This window comes from Rhizobium sp. UBA1881 (assembly GCF_002338015.1).
Taxonomy (GTDB): Bacteria; Pseudomonadota; Alphaproteobacteria; order Rhizobiales; family Rhizobiaceae; genus Rhizobium.
In genome coordinates this window covers 16,517-36,360 of record NZ_DDHH01000114.1, presented here as the reverse complement: position 1 = coordinate 36,360, position 19,844 = coordinate 16,517, and the positions used below count along the sequence as shown (strand labels likewise).

18 protein-coding genes are annotated in these 19,844 nt (G+C 63.0%); 6 read left to right on the top strand and 12 right to left on the bottom strand.

The features are described 5' to 3' along the window. Positions 1-74 precede the first annotated feature (74 nt). Entirely contained in the window at positions 75-1,658 is a 1,584-nt protein-coding gene (locus tag B3605_RS13965) for a peptide chain release factor 3 (RefSeq protein WP_112945214.1), read from the top strand. Between the two features lie 42 nt (positions 1,659-1,700). Here B3605_RS13965 and B3605_RS13960 read toward each other — a convergent pair whose 3' ends face one another. The 3 genes from B3605_RS13960 to B3605_RS13950 all read right to left on the bottom strand — a co-directional run bounded on the left by B3605_RS13960 (position 1,701) and on the right by B3605_RS13950 (position 4,983). Beyond that, positions 1,701-2,327: a hypothetical protein gene (locus B3605_RS13960; protein WP_112945215.1), complete on the bottom strand. Its 627-nt coding sequence runs from the start codon at positions 2,325-2,327 to the stop codon at positions 1,701-1,703. Positions 2,328-2,494: 167 nt separating this feature from the next. Beyond that, entirely contained in the window at positions 2,495-4,009 is a 1,515-nt protein-coding gene (betC, locus tag B3605_RS13955; protein WP_112945216.1) for a choline-sulfatase, read from the bottom strand. Between the two features lie 23 nt (positions 4,010-4,032). Beyond that, complete coding sequence (locus tag B3605_RS13950) at positions 4,033-4,983, bottom strand: choline ABC transporter substrate-binding protein (RefSeq protein ID WP_112945217.1); 951 nt, start codon at positions 4,981-4,983, stop codon at positions 4,033-4,035. Between the two features lie 99 nt (positions 4,984-5,082). Here B3605_RS13950 and B3605_RS13945 point away from each other — a divergent pair, with 99 nt between their 5' ends. Next, on the top strand, positions 5,083-5,982 hold the full coding sequence (locus B3605_RS13945; protein WP_296434527.1) for a choline sulfate utilization transcriptional regulator: 900 nt from the start codon (positions 5,083-5,085) through the stop codon (positions 5,980-5,982). Positions 5,983-6,008: 26 nt separating this feature from the next. On the opposite strand, the gene otsA is transcribed toward B3605_RS13945, so the two are convergent. The 6 genes from otsA to B3605_RS13915 form a co-directional block, all read right to left on the bottom strand. Continuing rightward, positions 6,009-7,385 (bottom strand): alpha,alpha-trehalose-phosphate synthase (UDP-forming), encoded by a 1,377-nt coding sequence (gene otsA / locus B3605_RS13940; RefSeq protein ID WP_112945219.1) that lies wholly within the window; start codon positions 7,383-7,385, stop codon positions 6,009-6,011. A 58-nt stretch (positions 7,386-7,443) separates the two neighbouring features. Beyond that, positions 7,444-8,241: a trehalose-phosphatase gene (otsB, locus tag B3605_RS13935; RefSeq protein ID WP_112945220.1), complete on the bottom strand. Its 798-nt coding sequence runs from the start codon at positions 8,239-8,241 to the stop codon at positions 7,444-7,446. Positions 8,242-8,331: 90 nt separating this feature from the next. Next, positions 8,332-9,849, bottom strand: a complete 1,518-nt coding sequence (locus B3605_RS13930; protein ID WP_296434524.1) for a S10 family peptidase — start codon at positions 9,847-9,849, stop codon at positions 8,332-8,334. Between the two features lie 82 nt (positions 9,850-9,931). Continuing rightward, positions 9,932-11,227, bottom strand: a complete 1,296-nt coding sequence (locus B3605_RS13925; protein ID WP_296434522.1) for a CynX/NimT family MFS transporter — start codon at positions 11,225-11,227, stop codon at positions 9,932-9,934. Continuing rightward, entirely contained in the window at positions 11,224-11,901 is a 678-nt protein-coding gene (locus tag B3605_RS13920) for a FadR/GntR family transcriptional regulator (protein WP_112945223.1), read from the bottom strand. Before B3605_RS13920 ends, B3605_RS13925 begins: the two co-directional genes overlap by 4 nt. A 533-nt stretch (positions 11,902-12,434) precedes the next feature. Beyond that, entirely contained in the window at positions 12,435-12,710 is a 276-nt protein-coding gene (locus tag B3605_RS13915; RefSeq protein WP_162725192.1) for a hypothetical protein, read from the bottom strand. A 39-nt stretch (positions 12,711-12,749) separates the two neighbouring features. Here B3605_RS13915 and B3605_RS13910 point away from each other — a divergent pair, with 39 nt between their 5' ends. Beyond that, positions 12,750-13,559: a class II glutamine amidotransferase gene (locus B3605_RS13910; RefSeq protein WP_112945224.1), complete on the top strand. Its 810-nt coding sequence runs from the start codon at positions 12,750-12,752 to the stop codon at positions 13,557-13,559. On the opposite strand, the gene coaBC is transcribed toward B3605_RS13910, so the two are convergent. Both coaBC and B3605_RS13900 read right to left on the bottom strand, forming a co-directional pair. After that, the gene (gene coaBC / locus B3605_RS13905) at positions 13,546-14,757 is read right to left on the bottom strand and encodes a bifunctional phosphopantothenoylcysteine decarboxylase/phosphopantothenate--cysteine ligase CoaBC (RefSeq protein ID WP_112945225.1); all 1,212 of its coding nucleotides are present in this window, start codon (positions 14,755-14,757) and stop codon (positions 13,546-13,548) included. The genes B3605_RS13910 and coaBC overlap by 14 nt on opposite strands. A gap of 87 nt (positions 14,758-14,844) precedes the next feature. Further along, entirely contained in the window at positions 14,845-15,768 is a 924-nt protein-coding gene (locus B3605_RS13900) for a DMT family transporter (protein ID WP_111563230.1), read from the bottom strand. A gap of 307 nt (positions 15,769-16,075) precedes the next feature. On the opposite strand from B3605_RS13900, the gene B3605_RS13895 reads away from it, so the two are divergent. Both B3605_RS13895 and B3605_RS13890 read left to right on the top strand, forming a co-directional pair. Continuing rightward, entirely contained in the window at positions 16,076-16,504 is a 429-nt protein-coding gene (locus tag B3605_RS13895; RefSeq protein WP_296434518.1) for a DUF2946 family protein, read from the top strand. Between the two features lie 58 nt (positions 16,505-16,562). Continuing rightward, positions 16,563-17,930: a PepSY-associated TM helix domain-containing protein gene (locus tag B3605_RS13890; protein WP_112945226.1), complete on the top strand. Its 1,368-nt coding sequence runs from the start codon at positions 16,563-16,565 to the stop codon at positions 17,928-17,930. 37 nt (positions 17,931-17,967) lie between these two features. Here B3605_RS13890 and B3605_RS13885 read toward each other — a convergent pair whose 3' ends face one another. Continuing rightward, positions 17,968-18,867: a LysR family transcriptional regulator gene (locus B3605_RS13885; protein WP_112945227.1), complete on the bottom strand. Its 900-nt coding sequence runs from the start codon at positions 18,865-18,867 to the stop codon at positions 17,968-17,970. A gap of 112 nt (positions 18,868-18,979) precedes the next feature. Here B3605_RS13885 and B3605_RS13880 point away from each other — a divergent pair, with 112 nt between their 5' ends. After that, complete coding sequence (locus tag B3605_RS13880) at positions 18,980-19,834, top strand: NmrA family NAD(P)-binding protein (protein WP_112945228.1); 855 nt, start codon at positions 18,980-18,982, stop codon at positions 19,832-19,834. Positions 19,835-19,844: the final 10 nt, after the last annotated feature.

Genomic DNA, 19,844 nt, shown 5'->3' with positions numbered 1-19,844 from the left:
CCCGCAAGGCCAAGGTCAATTGCAAAGCGGCGCCTAAATCGCTAGATACGCCGCAACTCCACAGGATTCATAGCATGGCCGAAAGTCTCGCCGAGGCGGTTTCCCGCCGCCGCACATTCGCTATTATCGCCCACCCCGACGCGGGCAAGACGACGCTGACCGAAAAGCTGCTGCTGTTCGGCGGCGCCATTCAGCTCGCCGGCGAAGTCAAGGCGAAGAAGGATCGCATCCAGACCCGGTCGGACTGGATGAAGATCGAGCGCGAGCGCGGCATCTCGGTCGTCACCTCGGTGATGACCTTCGAATATGAAGGCAATGTCTTCAACATTCTCGATACGCCAGGCCACGAAGACTTCGCCGACGACACCTACCGCACGCTGACGGCGGTGGATGCGGCCGTCATGGTCATCGACGCCGCCAAGGGTATCGAGCCCAGAACGCTGAAGCTCTTCGAAGTCTGCCGCATGCGCGACATCCCGATCATCACCTTCATCAACAAGATGGACCGCGAAAGCCGCGATCCCTTCGAGATCCTGGATGAGGTCGAGGAGAAGCTGGCCCTCGATACCGCCCCGGTCACCTGGCCGATCGGCCGCTCCAAGACCTTCTGCGGCTCCTATCACCTGGCCGACAACACCGTGCGCGGCTCCGATACGGAAGTGACGCCCACAAAGGTCAACGGCCCGCAGGCGGTCGCCGACCGGCTGCCGGAAAACGAGCGCTCGGCCTTCGTCGAGGAGACGGAACTGGCGATCGAAGCCTGCCGTCCATTCGACCGCAAGGCCTTCCTCGAAGGCCACCTGACGCCTGTCTTCTTCGGCTCGGCGCTGCGCAATTTCGGTGTCCGCGATCTCATCAACGCGCTCGGCGACTTCGCTCCGCCGCCGCGTGACCAGGTCGCCGATATCAGAACCGTCCACGCCGCCGAAGACAAGATGACCGCCTTCGTCTTCAAGATCCAGGCCAACATGGACCCCAACCACCGCGACCGCATCGCCTTTGCCCGCATCTGCTCCGGCAAGCTGGAGCGCGGCATGAAGGCAAGGCTTGCCCGCACCGGCAAGCAGCTCGGCCTCACAGCGCCGCAGTTCTTCTTCGCCTCGCAGCGCCAGCTGGCCGACACCGCCTTTGCCGGCGACGTCGTCGGCATCCCGAACCACGGGACGCTCAGGATCGGCGATACGCTGACCGAAGGCGAGGCGTTGGTGTTCCAGGGCGTGCCGAATTTCTCGCCGGAAATCCTACGCCGCGTGCGCCTGGAAGACGCGATGAAGGCCAAGAAGCTCAAGGAAGCCCTGCAGCAGATGGCGGAAGAAGGCGTCGTGCAGCTCTTCTCTCCGGAAGATGGTTCGCCGGCTATCGTTGGCGTCGTTGGCGCTCTGCAGCTCGATGTTCTGAAGGAGCGCCTGTCGGCCGAATACACGCTGCCGGTCTCGTTCGAAATGTCGCGCTTCTCCGTCTGCCGCTGGATCTCGTCTGACCAGCCGGCCGAGCTCGACAAATTCCTGAACGTCAAGCGCGGCGATATCGCCCGCGACCTCGACGGCGACCCGGTCTTCCTGGCGCAGGACAGCTTCTCGCTGCGCTACGAATCTGAACGCTTCCCCGCGATCAAGATGGTCGCCATCAAGGAATATCACGTCGCCAAGGCGGCGTGATAGGCGGGCTGTTTATCTTCAAAGTAGGATGGGCTTTGCCTGTTATTGCTGGACCGATGCGTGAAACCACAACGCGCACATATAAAGAATGAGGCCCAAAATCGCCATGTTGTAAAGTGCGCCTAATACAAGGATAAGCTCCTGTTTGTTTTTGTAAATTTGATAGACTTTTGAAATTCGTCGATAGAGGATTGCCCCTGCAAGGCCTATTATAGATGCTGGAACAAGCAACCAGAGTAAAAATTCAATTCCGCCGTACAGATACAGGTCGATAAGCAGCCCGATCAAAAACAAAGCTGCGAGAACGAGCAATCTTCTTTTGCTGCCGGAGGGCCCAGCTGTTGTGGCCATTAGTATGAGTATAAAGGCTAGAATTCCACCTGTGATTGCTGCGGCGATCGTTTCGGTGAAAGGTGCCGAAAGTTTAAGCCCAACTGCGAGCGTGACAACGGTCAACATGACCGGGAAGCAAAACAGGTAGATATTGTCGTGCAATCGATAAAGTTTTGGCAATCCTCCCTCAGTTTCCAATGCCTTCGCTCTGAAGGAGAGATCAGTTTGATTCAGTGCTTTGAAAACAATGTATAGAAGGCCGATCGCACCCAGGAATGTGGGTTCTTTCAAGAACCACGGAAAAATTTTCTGAATAAAACTTACAAACGTATCCATGTCGGCTCAAATCCATGACTAGCTATGAATGAAACGCCCTTTGATCCGAGGGTGGATAGAGCGGTTGGCGGCGCCATGGATACCGCAAGTATCTGTTTTGTTTCGCTACATAATCGCTAAAATTTCATCCTTCTGGGTCCCGTGCGCTCGATTCTCTTTCTTGGGTCTTACTCGCCGCGCGGATAGCGCTGGTTTTCTTCCAGCACGTTCAAGTCCATGTGATTGCGCATGTAGCGTTCCGAGGCGCGCTGCAGCGGCTGGTAGTCCCAGGGATAATAGGCGCCGTTGCGCAGCGCCTCGTAGACCACCCAGCGCCGCGCCTGGCTCTCGCGCACGGCGGCGTCGAAGCTCGCAAGGTTCCAGCGCTTCTCCGCCTGCGCGGTCAGATGCGCCAGCGTATCCGTATAGGCGGGATCATTCGCGAGGTTCTTCAATTCCTTCGGGTCGGCGTCGAGGTCGAACAGCATAGGCGCGTCCTTGTCGCAAAGCGTCAGCTTGAACTTGCCGTCGCGAAGGCCGACCAGCGGTGCGATCGAGCCCTCGGCCGCATATTCCATCGGCACCGGCCCGCGTCCGCCGGTTCCCGTGGCGAGCGGCGTCAGATCCTCGCCGTCGGTCCAGGGCTTGAGCTTGGTGATGTCGATGCCCGCAAGCGCCGCCAGCGTCGGCGTCACGTCGAGCGTCGAGACCGGCTGGCTGATCAGCTTCGGCTCCCAGCCGGGCGCTGCGATTGCCAGCGGTACCCGCGCGGAGCCGTCGAAGAAGCACATCTTGAACCAGAGACCGCGCTCGCCCAGCATGTCGCCATGGTCGGAGACGAAGAGGATGACGGTATCCTCGGCCATCCGCCCGCGCTCAAGAACGTCGATGAGCTCGCCGACCTTCTCGTCGATATAGGAGATGTTGGCGAAATAGCCGCGCCGGGCGTTGCGCACCTGTTCGCGGGTGATCTCGAAGGCGTCGTAGTCGCAGGCCTTCAAGAGCCGCTGCGAATGCTGGTCCTGCTCCTCGAACGGGATCGTGCCGACTTCAGGATCGAGGTGAGGGCAATCCTCATAGAGATCCCAGAACTTGCGGCGCGCCACATAGGGGTCGTGCGGATGCGTGAAGCTCACCGTCAGGCACCACGGGCGATCGTCCTGCCGGCGCGAGAGGTCGTAGAGCTTGCGGGTCGCGTTGTAGGCAACCTCGTCGTCATATTCCATCTGGTTGGTGATTTCGGCCACGCCAGCGCCCGTCACCGAGCCCAGATTGTGGTACCACCAATCGATGCGCTCGCCGGGCTTGGTGTAATCAGGCGTCCAGCCGAAATCGGCCGGATAGATATCGGTCGTCAGCCGCTCCTCGAAGCCGTGCAGCTGGTCGGGGCCGACGAAGTGCATCTTGCCCGAGAGCGCGGTGTGATAGCCGGCCGCGCGCAGGTGATGCGCGAAGGTCGGGATATCGGAGGCGAATTCGGCGGCGTTGTCGTAGACGCGAGTGCGGCTCGGCAGCTGCCCGGACATGAAGGAAGCCCGCGCCGGCGCGCAGAGCGGACTTGCCGTGTAGGTGTTGGCAAAGCGCACGGAGCGCTTCGCCAGGGCTTTCAGATGCGGCGCATGAAGAAACTCGGCCGGCCCGTCGGGAAACAGCGTCCCGTTATACTGGTCGACCATCAGGATGAGAAAATTCGGGCGCGACATGCTGTTCTAGTGTCCTTGAGGTATCAGAGGCCGAGAGACGCTTTTACTGCGTCCGCGGCGGGCTTGCCGTCAAGCGTCGTGACGCCCGACAGCCACGGATCGATAGCGGTCGGATTGGCCTTCAGCCATGCGGTCGCCGCGGCCTTCGGATCCTCGCCGCCGAGGATCGAGCCCATCAGTACGTTTTCCATGCTGAGGTCGAACTTCAGGTTCTTCATGAACGCGGCCGCGTTCGGGCATTTCGCCGACCAGCCGGTCCGGGCCAGGGTATAAATCTCGGCGCCGCCGAAGTTCGCGCCGAAATAGGCATCGCCGCCGGAGAGGTAGGTGATCTGGAACTTCTCGTTCATCGGATGCGGCGCCCAGGCGAGGAACACGACAGCGCCCTTGTCCTTGGAGGCGCGCTCGACCTGCGCCAGCATCGCCTGCTCGCCGGATTCCACCAGCTTCCAGTCCTTGAGGCCGAAGTCGTTGGCGTCGATCATCTTCTGGATATTGCCGTTGGCAGGCGCGCCCGGCTCGATGCCGTAGATCTGCTTGCCGAATTCGTCGCCATGCTTCTGCAGGTCGGCGAAATCCTTGATGCCCTTGTCGGCGACATAGGTCGGCACGGCGAGCGTGAACTTCGCGCCCTCGAGGTTCTTGTTCATCACCTCGACCGCCTTGGCGGCATTGAGGTCGTCGATGAAGGATTTCTGCGCCGGCATCCAGTTGCCGAGAAAGACGTCGATCTCGCCGTTCTTCATCGACTGGTAGCCGATCGGTACCGAGAGCGTCTTGACGTCGGGCTCGTAGCCGAGCGCAGTCAGGATCACGGAAGTCACGCCATTGGTGGCGGTGATGTCGGTCCAGCCTGGATCGGACATGCGGATCGTCTTGCACGATGCATCGTCGGCGGCAGCGGCCGACCCAACGGCCAGAGCGGAAAGCACAACGCCGGCGGCAAGACGGCGGATCATGGAAGCTGCTGTCATCTCATTTCCCCTTTTTTGTCATTTGATAGTTTTATTGAACAACACTAGCATCGTCCCTGTGAAGGCAGCTTTTTTCGATGGTTCCCAACAGGATTTTTTATGGCAGAGCGGCCGATCGACCTCGGATGGATGCGCATTTTCGCTGAGATCGGCGGCGCCGGCAGCCTGTCGGCTGCAGCTGGCGCGCTCGGCCTCACCCAGCCCGCCGTCAGCTACCAGATCCGCAGGCTGGAAGAGCAGATCGGCGTGACCTTGTTGAAGCGCCAGCACCGCGGCGTCGAGCTCACGCCGGAGGGGCAACGGCTTTTCGATCTGGTCGCAAGAAGCGTCGATGAGATCGACCAGCTGACCCGCAGGCTGCGCAGCGAAAAGGAGCGTCCTTCGATCCGGCTGCATACGGACTACGCCTTTTCCGCGCTCTGGCTGATCCCGCGCATGCACGCGTTTCGGCTGGTCCATCCGGATACGGACATTCAGATCATCGCCACGCAGCGCATGGAGCGGCATCGCTCGGGCGAAGGCGACGTTTCCGTCGTCTTCGGCACTCGCGCCGAATTCGGCCGCGACGCGAAGCTTCTGCTGCCGGAAAAGGTGGCGCCCGTCTGCAGCCCCGGCTTCATCGAGCGCAACGGGCCGTTTGAGACGCCCGCCGATCTCGCCCGCAAAAGGCTGATTTACCTCGACACGGCAGTGCCATCGCCCTGGTTCGATTGGCGCAGCTATTTCGCCGAACTCGGTGTCGGGCGCGAGGCCTTTGCCGGGCAGGGCGATCTCAGCTTCAACACCTATTCGCTGGTGGTGCAGGCAGCGCTTGGCGAGCAGGGGCTGGCGCTCGGCTGGATGGGCCTCGTCGACACGCTGCTGTCCACGGGCATTCTTTCTCTGGCCGGCCCGACGCTGGAAGCGCCGGATCGCGGCTATTTTCTGCTGCAGCCGAAAGGCCGCACGCCCGGGAGCGATGAGCTCGGCGCCTGGATGCTGGCCGAAGCCGGTCTCTGACATCGCTATTTTCAGGCGGCAGAAGATCAGGCGGCCAGATCCTGCAGGAAGTCGTCGCACCAGCGCGAAACGTCGTGGACCGTGAGATAGTCCATCATCCGCTGCCACCGCTCCTTGCGCTCCTCGAGCGACATGTTCAGCGCCCGCGCTATCGCGTTGGCTGTCCCCTCGATGTCATAAGGGTTGACCAGAAGAGCGCCCTTCAGTTCGCGGGCGGCACCCGCGAAGCGCGACAGCACGAGAACGCCCGGATCTTCGGGATCCTGCGCCGCGACATATTCCTTGGCCACGAGGTTCATCCCGTCCCGCAGCGGCGTCACGAGGCCCACGCGCGCGAGGCGATAGAGCCCGGCCAGAATCGGCCGGCTGAGCGAGCGGTTGATATAGCGGATCGGCACCCAGTCCACGGTGCCGAGCGCGCCGTTCACCCGGCCTGCCTGTTCGGCCACGGTGCGCTGCATCTGCTCGTATTCGGGAACCTCCGAGCGCGATTTCGGCGTTACCTGCAGATAGGTCACGTTGCGCTGGTGGGCGGGGTTGTTGAGCACGAAGCGCTCGAATGCGTCGATGCGCTGCGTCAGCCCCTTCGAGTAATCGAGCCGGTCGACGCCGATGATCAGGTCACGACCGATGATGCTCTCCTTCGCCTTGTGCACCATGGCGTGGCTGACGGCCTTGCGGGCGAACTTGGCGAAGGCCTCGGTCTCGATCCCGATCCCATAGGCGCCGCCCTTGAAGATCTTGTCGCCGGAGTTGAAGCGGCCGTCTCCCAGCGCATCGCCCATCTCCTCGCGACGCAGGCAGCCGGCGAAATTCTCGAGATCGTGGTCGGTCTGGAAGCCGACGAGATCGTAGGCGGCAAGCCCGCGCATGATCTCCTCATGCACAGGCATGGTGAAAAGCACGTCCGCCGGCGGCCAGGGGATGTGGTGGAAGAAGCCGATGCGGTTCTTCACCCCCATCTGCCGCAGTTCGGCGGCAAGCGGGATCAGGTGGTAGTCGTGGATCCAGATCGTGTCGTCTGGTTCCAGCATCGGCGCCAGGCGGTGCGCGAAGAAACGGTTCACGCGGAAGTAGCCTGTCATCTCCTTGCGGCCGTATTCCGCCAGATCCAGCCGGTAGTGGCAGATCGGCCAGAGCACGCGGTTGGCGAACCCGAAGTAATATTCCTCGACATCCTTTTCGGTGAGGTCAGTCAGCGCATAAGTGATCCGGCCATCCTCGCTGATCTGCAAGGGACCCGGCTCGGTGTCGCCGCTCGACTTGCCCGACCAGCCCATCCAGATGCCGCCGCGCTGCTGGAGCGCGGCCTGCAACGCCACGGCAAGCCCGCCGGCCGCCGCTGCCGCTCCGCCCTTTTCAGGAACGGGCACACGGTTGGAAACGATGACAAGACGGCTCACGCAATATTCCTTTCAAAAACGGCAGTACGCAAAAATGGCAATCGATAGGTGGCGATCATCAAACGGCGAGATGCGCGATGAGTTCCCTGAGAGCGACCGCGGTCGGCAGCGTCAGCTGTGCGGCCGTGCCGGAGAGAGGTGCGCCGACGCGGATCGAATGCCCGCCCAGCCGGTTGGCGACGTGGAACATCGCCTCGTCGGTGATGTCGTCGCCAATGGCGATCGGTCGGCGGCCAGCGAACGGCGCCTCGGAGAGAAAGGTTTCCACCGCATGCCCCTTGTCGGCGCTGGCGGGACGAATTTCGAGCACCATCTTGCCGCGCTGCAGCGTCCAGTTCTCGCCGGCCTTGGCAAGAAACGTCTCCATCAACGGCTCGAGCTCGGCCTGTCGCTGCGGCGCGAGCCGGTAGTGGGCGGCAACCGCTGCCCCCTTGTCCTCAATCAGCACGCCATCGAAGCCTGACGTTTCCTTGCGCAGTTCGGCCTTCAGCGTCTCGAACTGCGCCGTCGGCTCGGCCTGCTCGATCCGTCCATCCGCGCGGCGCAGCTCCGCTCCATGCAGACCCGCGATCGGAAACTGGTAGGGGGTAAACAGCTTGTCGGCATAGGGGAGCGCTCGCCCGGTTACCAGCGCCACGGCGCCGCCGAGCTTGCGCGACAGCTGATCGAGTTGCTGCGGCAGGGCAGGGGGCACGACAATGCCATCGGGCGTGTCGGCGAGATCGATCAAGGTGCCGTCGATATCGAGAAACAGCGCCCAATCGGCGGCCGAGGACCGGAGCAGATTGAACAGAAACGAGGTCCCGGAAACCTGCTGCGGCTTCAGGGTTCGGGATGGCTGCGCTGGATAGGACATGTGGTCTAAATGTGGCAGCAAAGCCCGATGACAACCCTAAAAAGTCATCGCGGTCTCTTCGCGGCGGCTCGCGCGAACATTCGAGGCCACTCAATCTCCCGGCATCACAGGGGCATTGGCCGCATAGAAGGCCTTCGCGTCGCGGGTGAACAAGGCGCCCTGATCGTTGCGTGTGTAGAACATGTGCCCGCCCTGATAGACCTTCAGCCCCACCCGGTTGGCGGCAAGCGAAGCCGGCAGATGGTCGACGACATAGCGGCTGACGCCATAGGGGGTGACGAGATCGCTATAGCCATGCGCGATCAGCAGCCGGAAGCTCGGAACGGCGGCGAGAAACTGCCTGATATCGCCGGTCACACTTGCCTGAAGCCGCGAACCGCCGCCGCGACGACCCCATTCCCACTGGCGGTTTATGTCGCTGTCGAGCAGCGAGTAGGTCATCTCCGTCTTGAAGCCGAGCTCGTTGCGGGCGTAGTCGGCGAAGGCGCCGCCATAGGCGCGGGTGAAGCCGTCAAGGATGGCGTCGTCACCCCTTGCGTCGGCGGTCTCGGGAAAGGCATCGGGAGTGGTAAAGGCCGCGTCATAGGGGCTCGCGACCAGCCCATCGCTCTTGCCGACCTCCTTGGCGAAGGCGTTGCCGAGGAAGCCACGGTTCTTTTCGACCACATCCTCGGGTATGCCCGTCATGGCAGAGAGCTTGGAATAGAACGCCTTTGCTGCATCGCCTGTGGGTGCCGCGCCCGCCAGTGTCGTCAGGTAGTCGCCAAGCGCGAACCGCTCCGCTTCACGCTGTTTCGCCTCGTCGAATGCCTTCTGCCGATCCATCTGAGCTGCCGCCAGCGATGGCAGTTCCAGCGCCGCGCCGAGCGCGAACTCGTCGGCGCCAAACATCAGCTGCCCCTCAAGGAGCGGCGACAGCATCACCGCTCCGGAGACGATGATGCCCTGCGTGTCCTTGAGCGCGCTCGCGACCTTCGCCGCCCGGAACCCGCCATAGCTCTCGCCGAGCAGATATTTTGGCGAGGAAGCCCTGTTATTGTGCGTGACATAAAGCGCGATCGCCTTGGCCACGCTCTCCGCATCGGCGTTCACATTGTAGTATTTCGAGGCGTCGTCGGGCTTCACCGTCCGGCTCCAGCCGGTACCAACAGGGTCGATCAGCACGAGATCGGTGAAGTCGAGCCAGCTGTTCGGGTTGTCGACCAGCCGAGCTTCCGCGCCGTCATCGCCCTTCGGTCCGAAGTCGACGATCCGGGGGCCGACGAGGCCGAGATGCAGGAAGGCCGAGGCAGCGCCCGGGCCACCGTTGAAGGCGAAGGTCAGCGGCCGGTTGGCCCCGCCATCCTTCTTGACATAGGCGGTATAGAAGATCGCCGCCGTCTGCGCGCCATCCTGGCCGAACATGTCGAGCGTACCGGCCGTCGCGATATGAGCGAGCTTGCGGCCATCGAGAGTGATCTCATGCTCGGTAACGGAATCCGCCGGCAGCAGCTTCAGCACGCCCTCGCGCGATCCGGCGGATGGCCGCGCCGCGTCTTGCGCATAAATCAGGGATGGGCCGAGTGCGGCGGTGAGCCCGGTGGCCAGGACAATGGATCGAAAGCGCACGACTGTTCCTCCGCGGATGCCATCTTTGCGCGGAGCCTAGCATCGGCGCAGCCGCAAATGGCATCAACAGATGGTGAAGGCCTCAATCGGCGGCTTTCTCGACCGTTCGCGCATTCACATGCATCGCCCGCCCGGCGTTCCAGCCGTTGATGGCGGCCCCCGCTCCGAGCGCCACGAACAGCACCGCGCACCAGGCAAAGCTCCCGGTCCAGCCGCGGATAAGGCCAACGACGAGTGGGCCGATGGCGGCGAGCAGATAGCCGACGCATTGCGCCATGCCGGAAAGATGCGCCGCCACATGCGGATCGCGCGAGCGCAGCACGATCGTCGTCATCGCCGCCGCGATCAGCCCGCCCTGACCGATCCCCTGAAGCACCGCCCAGAGCCAGACTGTCGAAAGCGGCGCGAAGAGCAGACCCAGCAAAGCGACCACGGCAATGCCGCAAAGCGCCGCGTTGATCACCCGCTGATCCTTGCCGCGCACCGCGATCTGCGGCGCGACCAAGCATGACGCCGCCTGCACCATAACCGACACGGAAACGATCGCGCCGGCGGTGACGCCATCCATGCCGCGCTCGCGCAGGATCGGCACCAGCCAGCCGAAGACGCAGTAGGCAAGCGCCGACTGCAGCCCCATGAAAAGCGTCACCTGCCAAGCAAGCCTGTCCCGCCACAGCCCCTCGACGGAGAAGCCGCTGCGCTTCACCTGCGCTTTCGTCGACAGCACCTGCGGCAGCCAGATCAGGCCGACGACGAGTGCAGGCAGCGCCCAGATCGCCAGTGCCGCCGCCATAGAGCCGCCGAAGGCGCGCTCAAGCGGCAGCGTGAACCCCGCCGCACCAGCCGCACCCGCGCAGAGCGCCATCGTGTAGAAACCCGTCATCAGCGCCGCACGATCGGCGAAATCACGCTTCACCAGACCAGGCAGCAGCACATTGCCGACCGCGATGCAGGCGCCGGCAAGCGCCGAGCCGATAAACAGAAGCGGGATGGAGGATAGACCGCGCAGCGCCGTTCCGAGCGCCAGCAGCAGGAGCACGCCGAGCAGCGTCCGCTCGGCGCCGATACGCTGCGCGAGCTTCGGCGCCAGCGGCGAGAAGGCGCCGAGGCAGACGACCGGCAATGTCGTGAGCAGGCTGGTGCCGAGCGCCGACAGTCCAAGCTCGCTGCGGATTTCGGGCAGCAGCGTCGAGGCGCTGGAAAACAGCGGCCGCAGGTTGAACGCGATCGACACCAGGCTGGCGCCGAGCACGAACCGTCCCGTCGCGCTCGTTCCGATCGGCGGCTGCGGTTGCGGCACGCTGTCTGCTTCCGCATCGATCAACTGCTCCTCGGCGTGATCGTAAAGATGGGCGGCGTCTTGCGAAGGCGTGGTCATGAAAGGATCATCCGGTCGAGAGCTGTAATTACGGGAGCCATGAAGGCGCGCACCGCCGCATCGGCTTTTCCGGCGTCGCCTGTGGCGATCGCGTCGATGATGGCGGCGTGGGCCTGCATGTCGGGTTCGGGAATATCCTCGCCCAGGGTCGCCTCGATGGTCTCGGCGATCGAGGCGGAAAAGAAGTCGTAGATCTCGATCATCGCGCGGTTTTGGGAAGCGGCGATCACCGCCTTGTGGAAGGCAAGATCGCGCTCGATGAAGGCAATCTTGTCGCCGCCGTCGAAATTGCCGCGGCTGACAAGCAGCTTGCGCAACGTCGTGATCGTCTGTGGTGTGTGGCGTAGTGCAGCCAATCTCGCGGCCTCGACATCGAGTGCGCACCGCGCCTCGAAGATATCGCGAAGCCCGGCGCGTCGCGCCATGGTCAGCGGCAATGCGGTGTCGGTGGTCGAGAGCACATAAGTGCCCGATCCCTGCCGCGTCTCAAGCAGGCCTTGCGAGACGAGCACACGCACGGCCTCGCGCACCGTGCCGCGGCTGACGGAGAGCATGGCGGACAGCGCCGCCTCGTTCGGCAGCTTGTCACCGACGGCCCAGCGCTTGGCAAGGATCTCGGTACGGATCGCCTCTGTCGCGGTTTCCGCGAGATTGGTTTTCGAAAGCGGCTGCATAGGCGCCTCATAAAGTCATCTGATGACTTTATGAATAGCGATGGAATTGCCTTTGGTCAATTAGCGACCTGAAACGGAAAAAGGGCCGCGCTAGCGACCCTTTCCATGAGTTTTGGCCTGTAAAACCGGCCGGACCGCTATGGCGATCCCAGGAAGGCGGGTTTCAGAGCGAGGGCTGCCTCGCCTTCATCACCACTTCCAAGCCCGTTACGAGGTCCGAAATCTCATTAGACATTGGATCACCTTCCTTTCGTTCTGTTTCCGATAGAAGAAAGGTAAGAGCATTTCAGCGGGATGCAAGGCCTAATTTGGTGGTAATGGAGATTGCAACCAAGGGATGATATTGCTTGCAGCGTGAGTGGCAAAGCAGCGTCCGTCGCGCCAGCCGGCGGGATCGGGGAAGATGGGCAACCTCGACCGCGGCGATCGGCCTCGCCCTCTCACAAGGAGGTGAGCTATGTGGTCTCCACTTAGCATCACGTTTAGGGTAAGAAAAACCCGGACCAGCTGGTCGCTCGAGGTCCGGGTCAACTTCAAAGCCTAAGCAAGTGGAAGGCAGGCGCCAACCTGCCTTCCACTCCTTGAATATAAGCCATTCCCTCATTTTCATCAAGACACCGCCCGCAATGCTGGCAGTGCGCACCCGGTTCGCGCAGGCCGCTCAAAACCCCGTTCACAAAACAAAATGCTGCATTGCGGAAGTTGATCGCCGTCAATGTCAGAAAAACGTCATGTTCGGGTTGCAAGCCACATGCTTGTTTAGTTCTTATTAACCATCGGATTCGACAATCGTCGATGCGTTTCAGCATTGTCCCGCCACGATCAGGGCGGGTTGCGGAGTGAATAGCATGTGTCGCTGGGCAGCCTATCGCGGAGAACCCCTCTATCTGGAGGAGCTCGTCTCGTCGCCTGCGCACTCTCTGATCGAACAATCCCACTGCGCCACCCGCGCCAAGACAGCGACGAACGGCGATGGCTTCGGCATCGCGTGGTACGGCGATCACCCCGAGCCCGGCCGTTACCGCGACACGCTGCCGGCCTGGTCGGATTGCAACCTGAAAAGCATTGCGCGGCAGATCCGCTCACCGCTGTTCCTGGCCCATGTCCGCGCCGCGACCGGCGGCGGCACGCGGCGCGACAACTGTCATCCCTTCGTTTTCGCCAACTGGTCCTTCATGCACAACGGCCAGATAGCGGGCTTCGAGCGCCTGCGCCGGTCGATGGAGGCGATGCTCGACGACGATCTTTTCAACGCGCGGGGCGGCACCACCGATTCCGAGCTGATGTTCCTCTTGGCGCTCCAGTTCGGCCTGCGCCAGACGCCGATCGCGGCCATGTCGGAAATGATCCGTTTCGTCGAGGGTCTGTCGGAAAACATCCTCGGCTCCGCGCTGGTGCGCTATACGGCTGCCTTTTCCGATGGCAACGCGCTCTATGCCATCCGCTACGCGACCGATCGCAAGGCGCCGACGCTCTATGGGTCTCCGGTCGGCAAAGGCTATTGCCTCGTCTCCGAGCCGCTCAATGATGATGTCGACGCTTGGGCGGAAATTCCGGATGGCAGCGCGGTGACGCTGACCGATAGCGGCCTTGACGTCACGCCGTTCCAGCCAGTCGCGGCGCCGGCAAAATCAGCTCCCGTCGCTATCCCCGCCTGAGCCGTTCGGCGATCATCTCCGCAAGCTTGGTCGCGACATCCTCCTTGGCCATATCAGGCCATTGATCGATGCCATCTCGGGTGACGATCTTCACGCGGTTGCGCACACCGCCCATGATGCCGGTTGCCGGCGAGACGTCGTTGGCGACGATCATGTCGGCGCCCTTGCGCTCCAGCTTGGCTTTCGCGTTGCTGTCGACATCCTGCGTCTCGGCGGCGAAGCCGACCACCAATTTCGGCCGCAACGTGTGATGCCCGATCGTCTTCAGGATGTCGGGGTTCTCGGTCAGCGCCAGCGTCGGAATGGACTCACCGGGATGCTTCTTGATTTTCTGATCGGACGCGGATGCCACGCGCCAGTCGGCGACGGCCGCAACCATCACCGCGATATCGGCGGGCAGCGAGGTCAGTACCGCGTCGCGCATCTCCTCGGCGCGCTCGACATGGATGGTCTTCACACCGGCGGGATCGGCGATGGTCACCGGTCCCGAGACCAGCGTCACATCCGCGCCAAGTCGTGCAAGCGCTGAAGCGATCGCGTGGCCCTGTCGGCCGGAAGAGCGGTTGGCGATATAGCGCACCGGATCGATCGGCTCATGCGTCGGCCCCGATGTGACGATCGCCTTGCGCCCGGCAAGCGGCTTAGGGCTGGTGTCGAGCAAGCGCTCCGCCGAGGCGACGATGTCGAGCGGTTCGGCCATGCGGCCCACGCCCGCCTCGCGGCTTTCCGCCATCTCGCCGGACATCGGCCCGATGAAATGGACGCCGTCGCTATTGAGCGTCGCGACGTTCCGCTTGGTTGCTGCATTGCTCCACATATGCGGGTTCATCGCCGGCGCCAGAAGCACCGGCCGGTCGGTGGCGAGCAGCACCGTTGAGGCGAGATCGTCGGCCAGTCCGTTGGCCATCTTCGCCATCAGGTCGGCGGTGACAGGCGCCACCAGCACGAGGTCGCAATCGCGCGCCAGCCTGATATGGCCGACATCCTGCTCGTCCTGCCGTGAAAACAGGTCGGTGAACACATGGTCGGCCGCGAGTGCCCCAACGGCAAGCGGCGTGACGAACTGCTGCGCGCCCGCTGTCATCACCGGCCGGACCGAGGCGCCGTGCTCGCGAAGGCGCCGGATCAGGTCGAGGCTCTTATAGGCCGCGATGCCGCCGGAGATGATGAGGAGGATGCGTTTGCCGCCGAGAACCATGCCGCTTGTCCAAGCTGGAATTGACTGGTAGAACCCTAAGCCTTTGGCGGATAATAAGCAATCGACGCGAGCGGTTCGTGCCGCCGCTCACGCGTGTTGCTGTTGCCTGACATGGCTGAAGATCGCGATCGCCATGCCGACGCCCGCCAGCTGCAGCAACGAGCCACCGGCCTCGGCAAGCGTCGGAAGCCGCTGTTCGAAGACGAAGCCGAAGATCAGGCCGAAGACCGTTTCGGCGACGATCAGCTGGGCGGCCAAAGCCAATGGCAGCCTCTTGGAGGCGATCATCCACAAGAGCGTGGCCAGCCATGCGCCGGCAAGCCCCATGATCAGCGACCACAGCAGGAAGCGCATGAGGTCGATATCGGTGTAGACGATCGGCGTGTTCAGCGATGTCAGCGGGATCAGCACAAGGCTGCCGAGCCCGGCGCCGATGCCCTGCAGGCCCGTCCATTGCAGGATGTCGGGCGCATCGGGCGATTGCATGGTGGCGGTACTGGCCAGCCCGTAGACGACCCAGAGAACGAGCCCGATCGCCGCGGACGCGATCCCGTAGGCGATCATCACCCGGTCGCCTGTCGGGGTCGATGCGAAGACGGCGACGTTGACCCAAGCGATCCCAGCCGCGATCAGCATCAGCGGCAGCGCGAGCAGCCGCCACGAGACGGAACGGTCGCGGAAGTTGGCGATCATCGCCAGGATCACGGGCATCGTCCCGATCACCAGCGGCGGAATGGCGGCGCCCGCGAACCGCACCGCATAGGCAACGCTGATGAAATAGCCGACATAGCCGATACCGCCGAGCAGCAGCGCGGTGATCATCGGCTTGAGCTTGATGCCGCGCGGCCGGAAACGCGGATGAACCATCAGCACCACGCTGGTCAGTGCGAACAGCCCGTACCGCGCCACGGTGAGGTCGAGCGTCGTAAACGGCGCGATGGCGCGTGGCACGACAAAGGTCAGCCCCCACAAGGCGCAGGTTGCGATGCCGCAGAGAATGCCGAACAGCATGGAGGTCTCCGGAACGGATAGAGCCGCAGGAAATGGGAAGGAATCGGGGGTAATCGAAGAGCTAGAAATGCCACTATGCCTGATATCGCACGCGCGCAAGTGTCCACCAACGACATGGCACAGGCGGGAAGGGGACAGGTCACGATCGCAAATCGTCCGTGAATGATCCGGGCGTGAAGTGGCCAAAGGTCGCATGTCCCGACATCAATCGCCTAAGTTGATGATTAAATGGAAGGAATGCATCTTTGGCGTCGCCGGCCGACAGCGTGACATTGTCCGCGCGCTGTGGCATGCAGCGGATATGGGGATGATCAGGACAGTTTTGGGGGACAGGGTATCGGCAAGCGCCATCACGCTGCTCGCCGCCCTCCTGCTGCTGATCCAGGGCCTGCTGTCAGGCCAGGCACAGGGATCGATGGCGAGCGCCGCCATGAATCCCCTGCAGTCGATCTGCTCCATGGCAGGCGAAAGCGTCATCGACCATGTCGATCATGCCGAAACCACCAGCGACGGCACATCGCATGATCGATCGCATGGCAAGGCCGCCGATTGCCCCTGCTGCACGCTCTGCCGTCTCGCCGCCCACGCGATGCCGGCCATCCTCGGTGCGGATCCAACGATCCTCCACGTCGATGCCGTCGGCGCGACCGCGATCGTCATCACCGCCGAAAGCGCCATCACGCCCACGCTGCGAGGCCTGATCGGCCAACCGCGCGCGCCACCACGAATCTCCTGACGTCCGATTGCCGGCGCTCTCAGTGCCGGCCCCAATCTTCATCATCAGGAGACATATCATGTCCGATTTCACCATCGGTCGGGAAGGTGCGAGCGCTGCCGTGCGTTCCCCGTCCGATCTCTACCGCGCCGTCTGGCGCTGGCATTTCTACGCGGGTCTTCTCGTCCTGCCCTTCATGCTTTCGCTCGCCGTTACCGGTGCGCTCTATCTCTTCAAGGACGAGATCGACAATATCGTCCATGCCGATCTGAAGCGCGTCGCGATCAGCGAGCAGGCAACGCGACCGCCATCCGCCATGGTGGATGCCGCCCTTGCCGCCCATCCGGGCACCGCCATCAAGTTCACCGATCCTGTTGATCCCGGCGCGTCGGCGGAAATCACCATCAACACCGCAGGTGACGGTAAAATCGCCGTCTATGTCGATCCCTATAGCGGCAAGGTGCTCGGTGCGCTGCCCGATCGCGGCACGATCATGTGGACGGTGCGCTATCTCCACAGCCTCAAATATTTCGGCTCCGTCACCCGCTCGCTGATCGAGATCGCGGCCGGCTGGGCCATCCTGCTCGTCGGCACCGGCATCTATCTCTGGTGGCCGCGCAAACAGACCGGTGGTGTTCTCAGCATTCGCGGCACGCCGCGTAAGCGGGTGTTCTGGCGCGATACCCACGCGGTCCTCGGCCTTTTCGTCGGTGGCTTCATCGTTTTCCTCGCCGTCACGGGCATGCCATGGTCCGGCGTCTGGGGCGCCAAGGTCAACGAGTGGGCGAACGGAAACAACTTCGGTTATCCGGCCGGCGTGCGCGTCGCCGTGCCGATGTCCGACGAACACATCGACCACATCGCCAAGACCACATGGTCGCTCGAGCAGGCGCAGGTCCCGCAATCCCCGGCCCATCAGCATGGCGCGATGCCGATCAGCCTCGATGAAGCCGTCGCCACTTTCGATCGCCTCGGCCTGCACCGTGGCTACGCCGTCAACATCCCCGTGGATGCGATGGGCGTCTACACCGGCTCCGTTTATCCTGACGATCTTGCCGAGCAGCGCGTCGTCCATCTCGATCAATTCACGGGAAAACCGCTGATCGACATGAGCTACGCCGATTACGGCCCGCTCGGCAAGGCGCTGGAGTGGAGCGTTAACGTCCACATGGGGCAGGAGTTCGGACTGGCGAACCAGTTCGTCCTGTTCGCCGCCTGCATCGGCATTGCGGTGCTTGCGGTATCCGCCGGTGTCATGTGGTGGAAGCGCCGCCCGGCAGGCTCCCTCGGCGTCCCGCCCATGCCTTCGGACAAACGGGTGTTTCGCGGTCTGATCGCCATCCTCGCCATCGGCGGCATCATCTTCCCGCTGGTCGGCCTGTCGCTCGTCGTCATGCTGGCGCTCGACTGGATCTATGTGAGAACCCGTCGCCGTCGATCGATCTGAAAGCCATGAGGAGGCATCGTCGATGCCTCCTCATTCCCTATTCCTGAACGATCCCGACACAGAAATCGATGAATGCCCTGACCTTCGCCGGCACATGCTGGCGGGAAGGATAGAAGGCGTAGAGCGGGAAGGTCTCGTCGGGCCAATCCGGAAACAGGTCGATCAGCTGACCGCTTTCCAGATAGTCCTGCATCCCAAGCGAAAACACCTGCGCGATGCCGATCCCGGCAAGGCAGGTGGCGAGCGTCGTCCCGGCGTCGTTGACGAGAATGCGCCCGCGCGTCTCGATCGGCACGACCTCGGCGCCACGCCGCAATTCCCACTCGAAGGGCCGGCCGGTGAGTGAATCCCGGAACTGGATGCAGGTGTGGTCGGCAAGATCGCCTGGCGCGGTCGGCCGTCCATGCTTGGCGAGATAGGCAGGCGCCGCGATGGTGATCACCCGCGTGCGCATCAGGAGCCGCGAGATCAGCGTGGTCTGTGCGGGATCGCCGAAGCGCACCGCCACGTCCATGCCGTCGGCCACCAGATCGCCGATCTCGTTGCGGGTGATGATTTCGATCTGCAGCTCGGGATAGAGATCGAGAAACGCGCCAAGCTTGGGTCCCAGAACCAGCCGCGAGAAATACGGGTCGACATTGACCCTGAGCCGCCCGCGCACCGCCTGCGCCACGCCCGAGGCCGCCATCGCTGCCTCCTCTATGCCGCTCAGCAGTGGCGCCACCTGCTCGTAGAAGCGGGCGCCGTCGTCGGTCAGGCGCATGGTGCGGGTGGTGCGGTCGAGCAGCCGCAGACCGATGCGGCCTTCCAGCCGGGCGATGGCGCGACTGACGCCTGATGGCGACAGACCCATCGCATCCGCCGCCCGCGCGAAGCTGCCGCTTTCGATCACCGCCGCCAGCACGCTCACCCCGTTCAGCAATCGTCCGTCGAACATCGATCCATCCGTGATTTTGAGTCACCAATACCATGACATATGCGCACTTCAATCAAAGATCGGAAAGGACCATTTTGCGGGCGAACGGAAAACTGAACCAAAGGAGTTTCCAATGTTCGCCATTACAGGAGTAACCGGACAGGTCGGCGGCATCGTCGCCACACAGCTGCTGCAGACCGGCTTGCCGGTCCGCGCCATCCTTCGCAATGCGGAGAAAGGCAAGGCCTGGCGCGAGAAGGGCACCGAACTGGCGCTGGCCGAAATGACCGACGCCGATGCGCTGACCGCCGCCTTCACCGGTGCGGAGGGCGTCTTCCTGCTGATCCCGCCGACCTTCGACCCGACACCCGGCTTCCCGGAAGTCCGCGCCGTCATTGCCGCCTTGAAGATGGCGCTGCTGCGGGCGCGGCCAGAAAGGGTCGTCTGCCTCTCCACCATCGGCGCGCAGGCCAAGGAGCCGAACCTTCTCAGCCAGCTGGGTCTCGTCGAGCAGGAGCTGTCGAGCCTGCCGCTACCGATCGGCTTCCTCCGCGCCGCATGGTTCATGGAGAACGCCGCCTGGGACGTGGCGGCCGCGCGCGAGGCCGGCGTCATCGCAAGCTTTCTCCAGCCGCTCGACCGGGCCTATCCGATGGTTTCGGTCGCCGATGTCGGCGAAAGGGCCGCGTCGTTGTTGCGGGAGAGCTGGACCGGCAAGCGCATCGTCGAGTTGCAGGGGCCGGAGAAGGTAACGCCCGCCGAAATCGCCGCCGCCTTCTCCAAGGTTCTCGGCAAGCCGGTCAGCGCGGAAATCGTCGCGCGCGACAGCTGGGAGGCGCTGTTCAAGGGGCAGGGCATGCGCAACCCCACGCCGCGCATCCGCATGATCGACGGTTTCAACGAAGGTTGGATCTGCTTCGAAGGTCAGCCCGAAATCGGAACGACCACGCTGGAGACAGCCATTCGCCGGCTGGTCGAAGCCGCCTGACACAAACGAA

Bases quoted from the DNA above. Each gene is read 5' to 3' on its own strand.
- B3605_RS13965 (WP_112945214.1), top strand. From the start codon at position 75: ATGGCCGAAAGTCTCGCCGAGGCGGTTTCCCGCCGCCGCACATTCGCT.
- B3605_RS13960 (WP_112945215.1), bottom strand. From the start codon at position 2,327: ATGGATACGTTTGTAAGTTTTATTCAGAAAATTTTTCCGTGGTTCTTG.
- betC (WP_112945216.1), bottom strand. From the start codon at position 4,009: ATGTCGCGCCCGAATTTTCTCATCCTGATGGTCGACCAGTATAACGGG.
- B3605_RS13950 (WP_112945217.1), bottom strand. From the start codon at position 4,983: ATGACAGCAGCTTCCATGATCCGCCGTCTTGCCGCCGGCGTTGTGCTT.
- B3605_RS13945 (WP_296434527.1), top strand. From the start codon at position 5,083: ATGGCAGAGCGGCCGATCGACCTCGGATGGATGCGCATTTTCGCTGAG.
- otsB (WP_112945220.1), bottom strand. From the start codon at position 8,241: ATGTCCTATCCAGCGCAGCCATCCCGAACCCTGAAGCCGCAGCAGGTT.
- B3605_RS13925 (WP_296434522.1), bottom strand. From the start codon at position 11,227: ATGACCACGCCTTCGCAAGACGCCGCCCATCTTTACGATCACGCCGAG.
- B3605_RS13920 (WP_112945223.1), bottom strand. From the start codon at position 11,901: ATGCAGCCGCTTTCGAAAACCAATCTCGCGGAAACCGCGACAGAGGCG.
- B3605_RS13915 (WP_162725192.1), bottom strand. From the start codon at position 12,710: ATGCTGAAACGCATCGACGATTGTCGAATCCGATGGTTAATAAGAACT.
- B3605_RS13910 (WP_112945224.1), top strand. From the start codon at position 12,750: ATGTGTCGCTGGGCAGCCTATCGCGGAGAACCCCTCTATCTGGAGGAG.
- coaBC (WP_112945225.1), bottom strand. From the start codon at position 14,757: ATGGTTCTCGGCGGCAAACGCATCCTCCTCATCATCTCCGGCGGCATC.
- B3605_RS13900 (WP_111563230.1), bottom strand. From the start codon at position 15,768: ATGCTGTTCGGCATTCTCTGCGGCATCGCAACCTGCGCCTTGTGGGGG.
- B3605_RS13895 (WP_296434518.1), top strand. From the start codon at position 16,076: ATGATCAGGACAGTTTTGGGGGACAGGGTATCGGCAAGCGCCATCACG.
- B3605_RS13890 (WP_112945226.1), top strand. From the start codon at position 16,563: ATGTCCGATTTCACCATCGGTCGGGAAGGTGCGAGCGCTGCCGTGCGT.
- B3605_RS13885 (WP_112945227.1), bottom strand. From the start codon at position 18,867: ATGTTCGACGGACGATTGCTGAACGGGGTGAGCGTGCTGGCGGCGGTG.
- B3605_RS13880 (WP_112945228.1), top strand. From the start codon at position 18,980: ATGTTCGCCATTACAGGAGTAACCGGACAGGTCGGCGGCATCGTCGCC.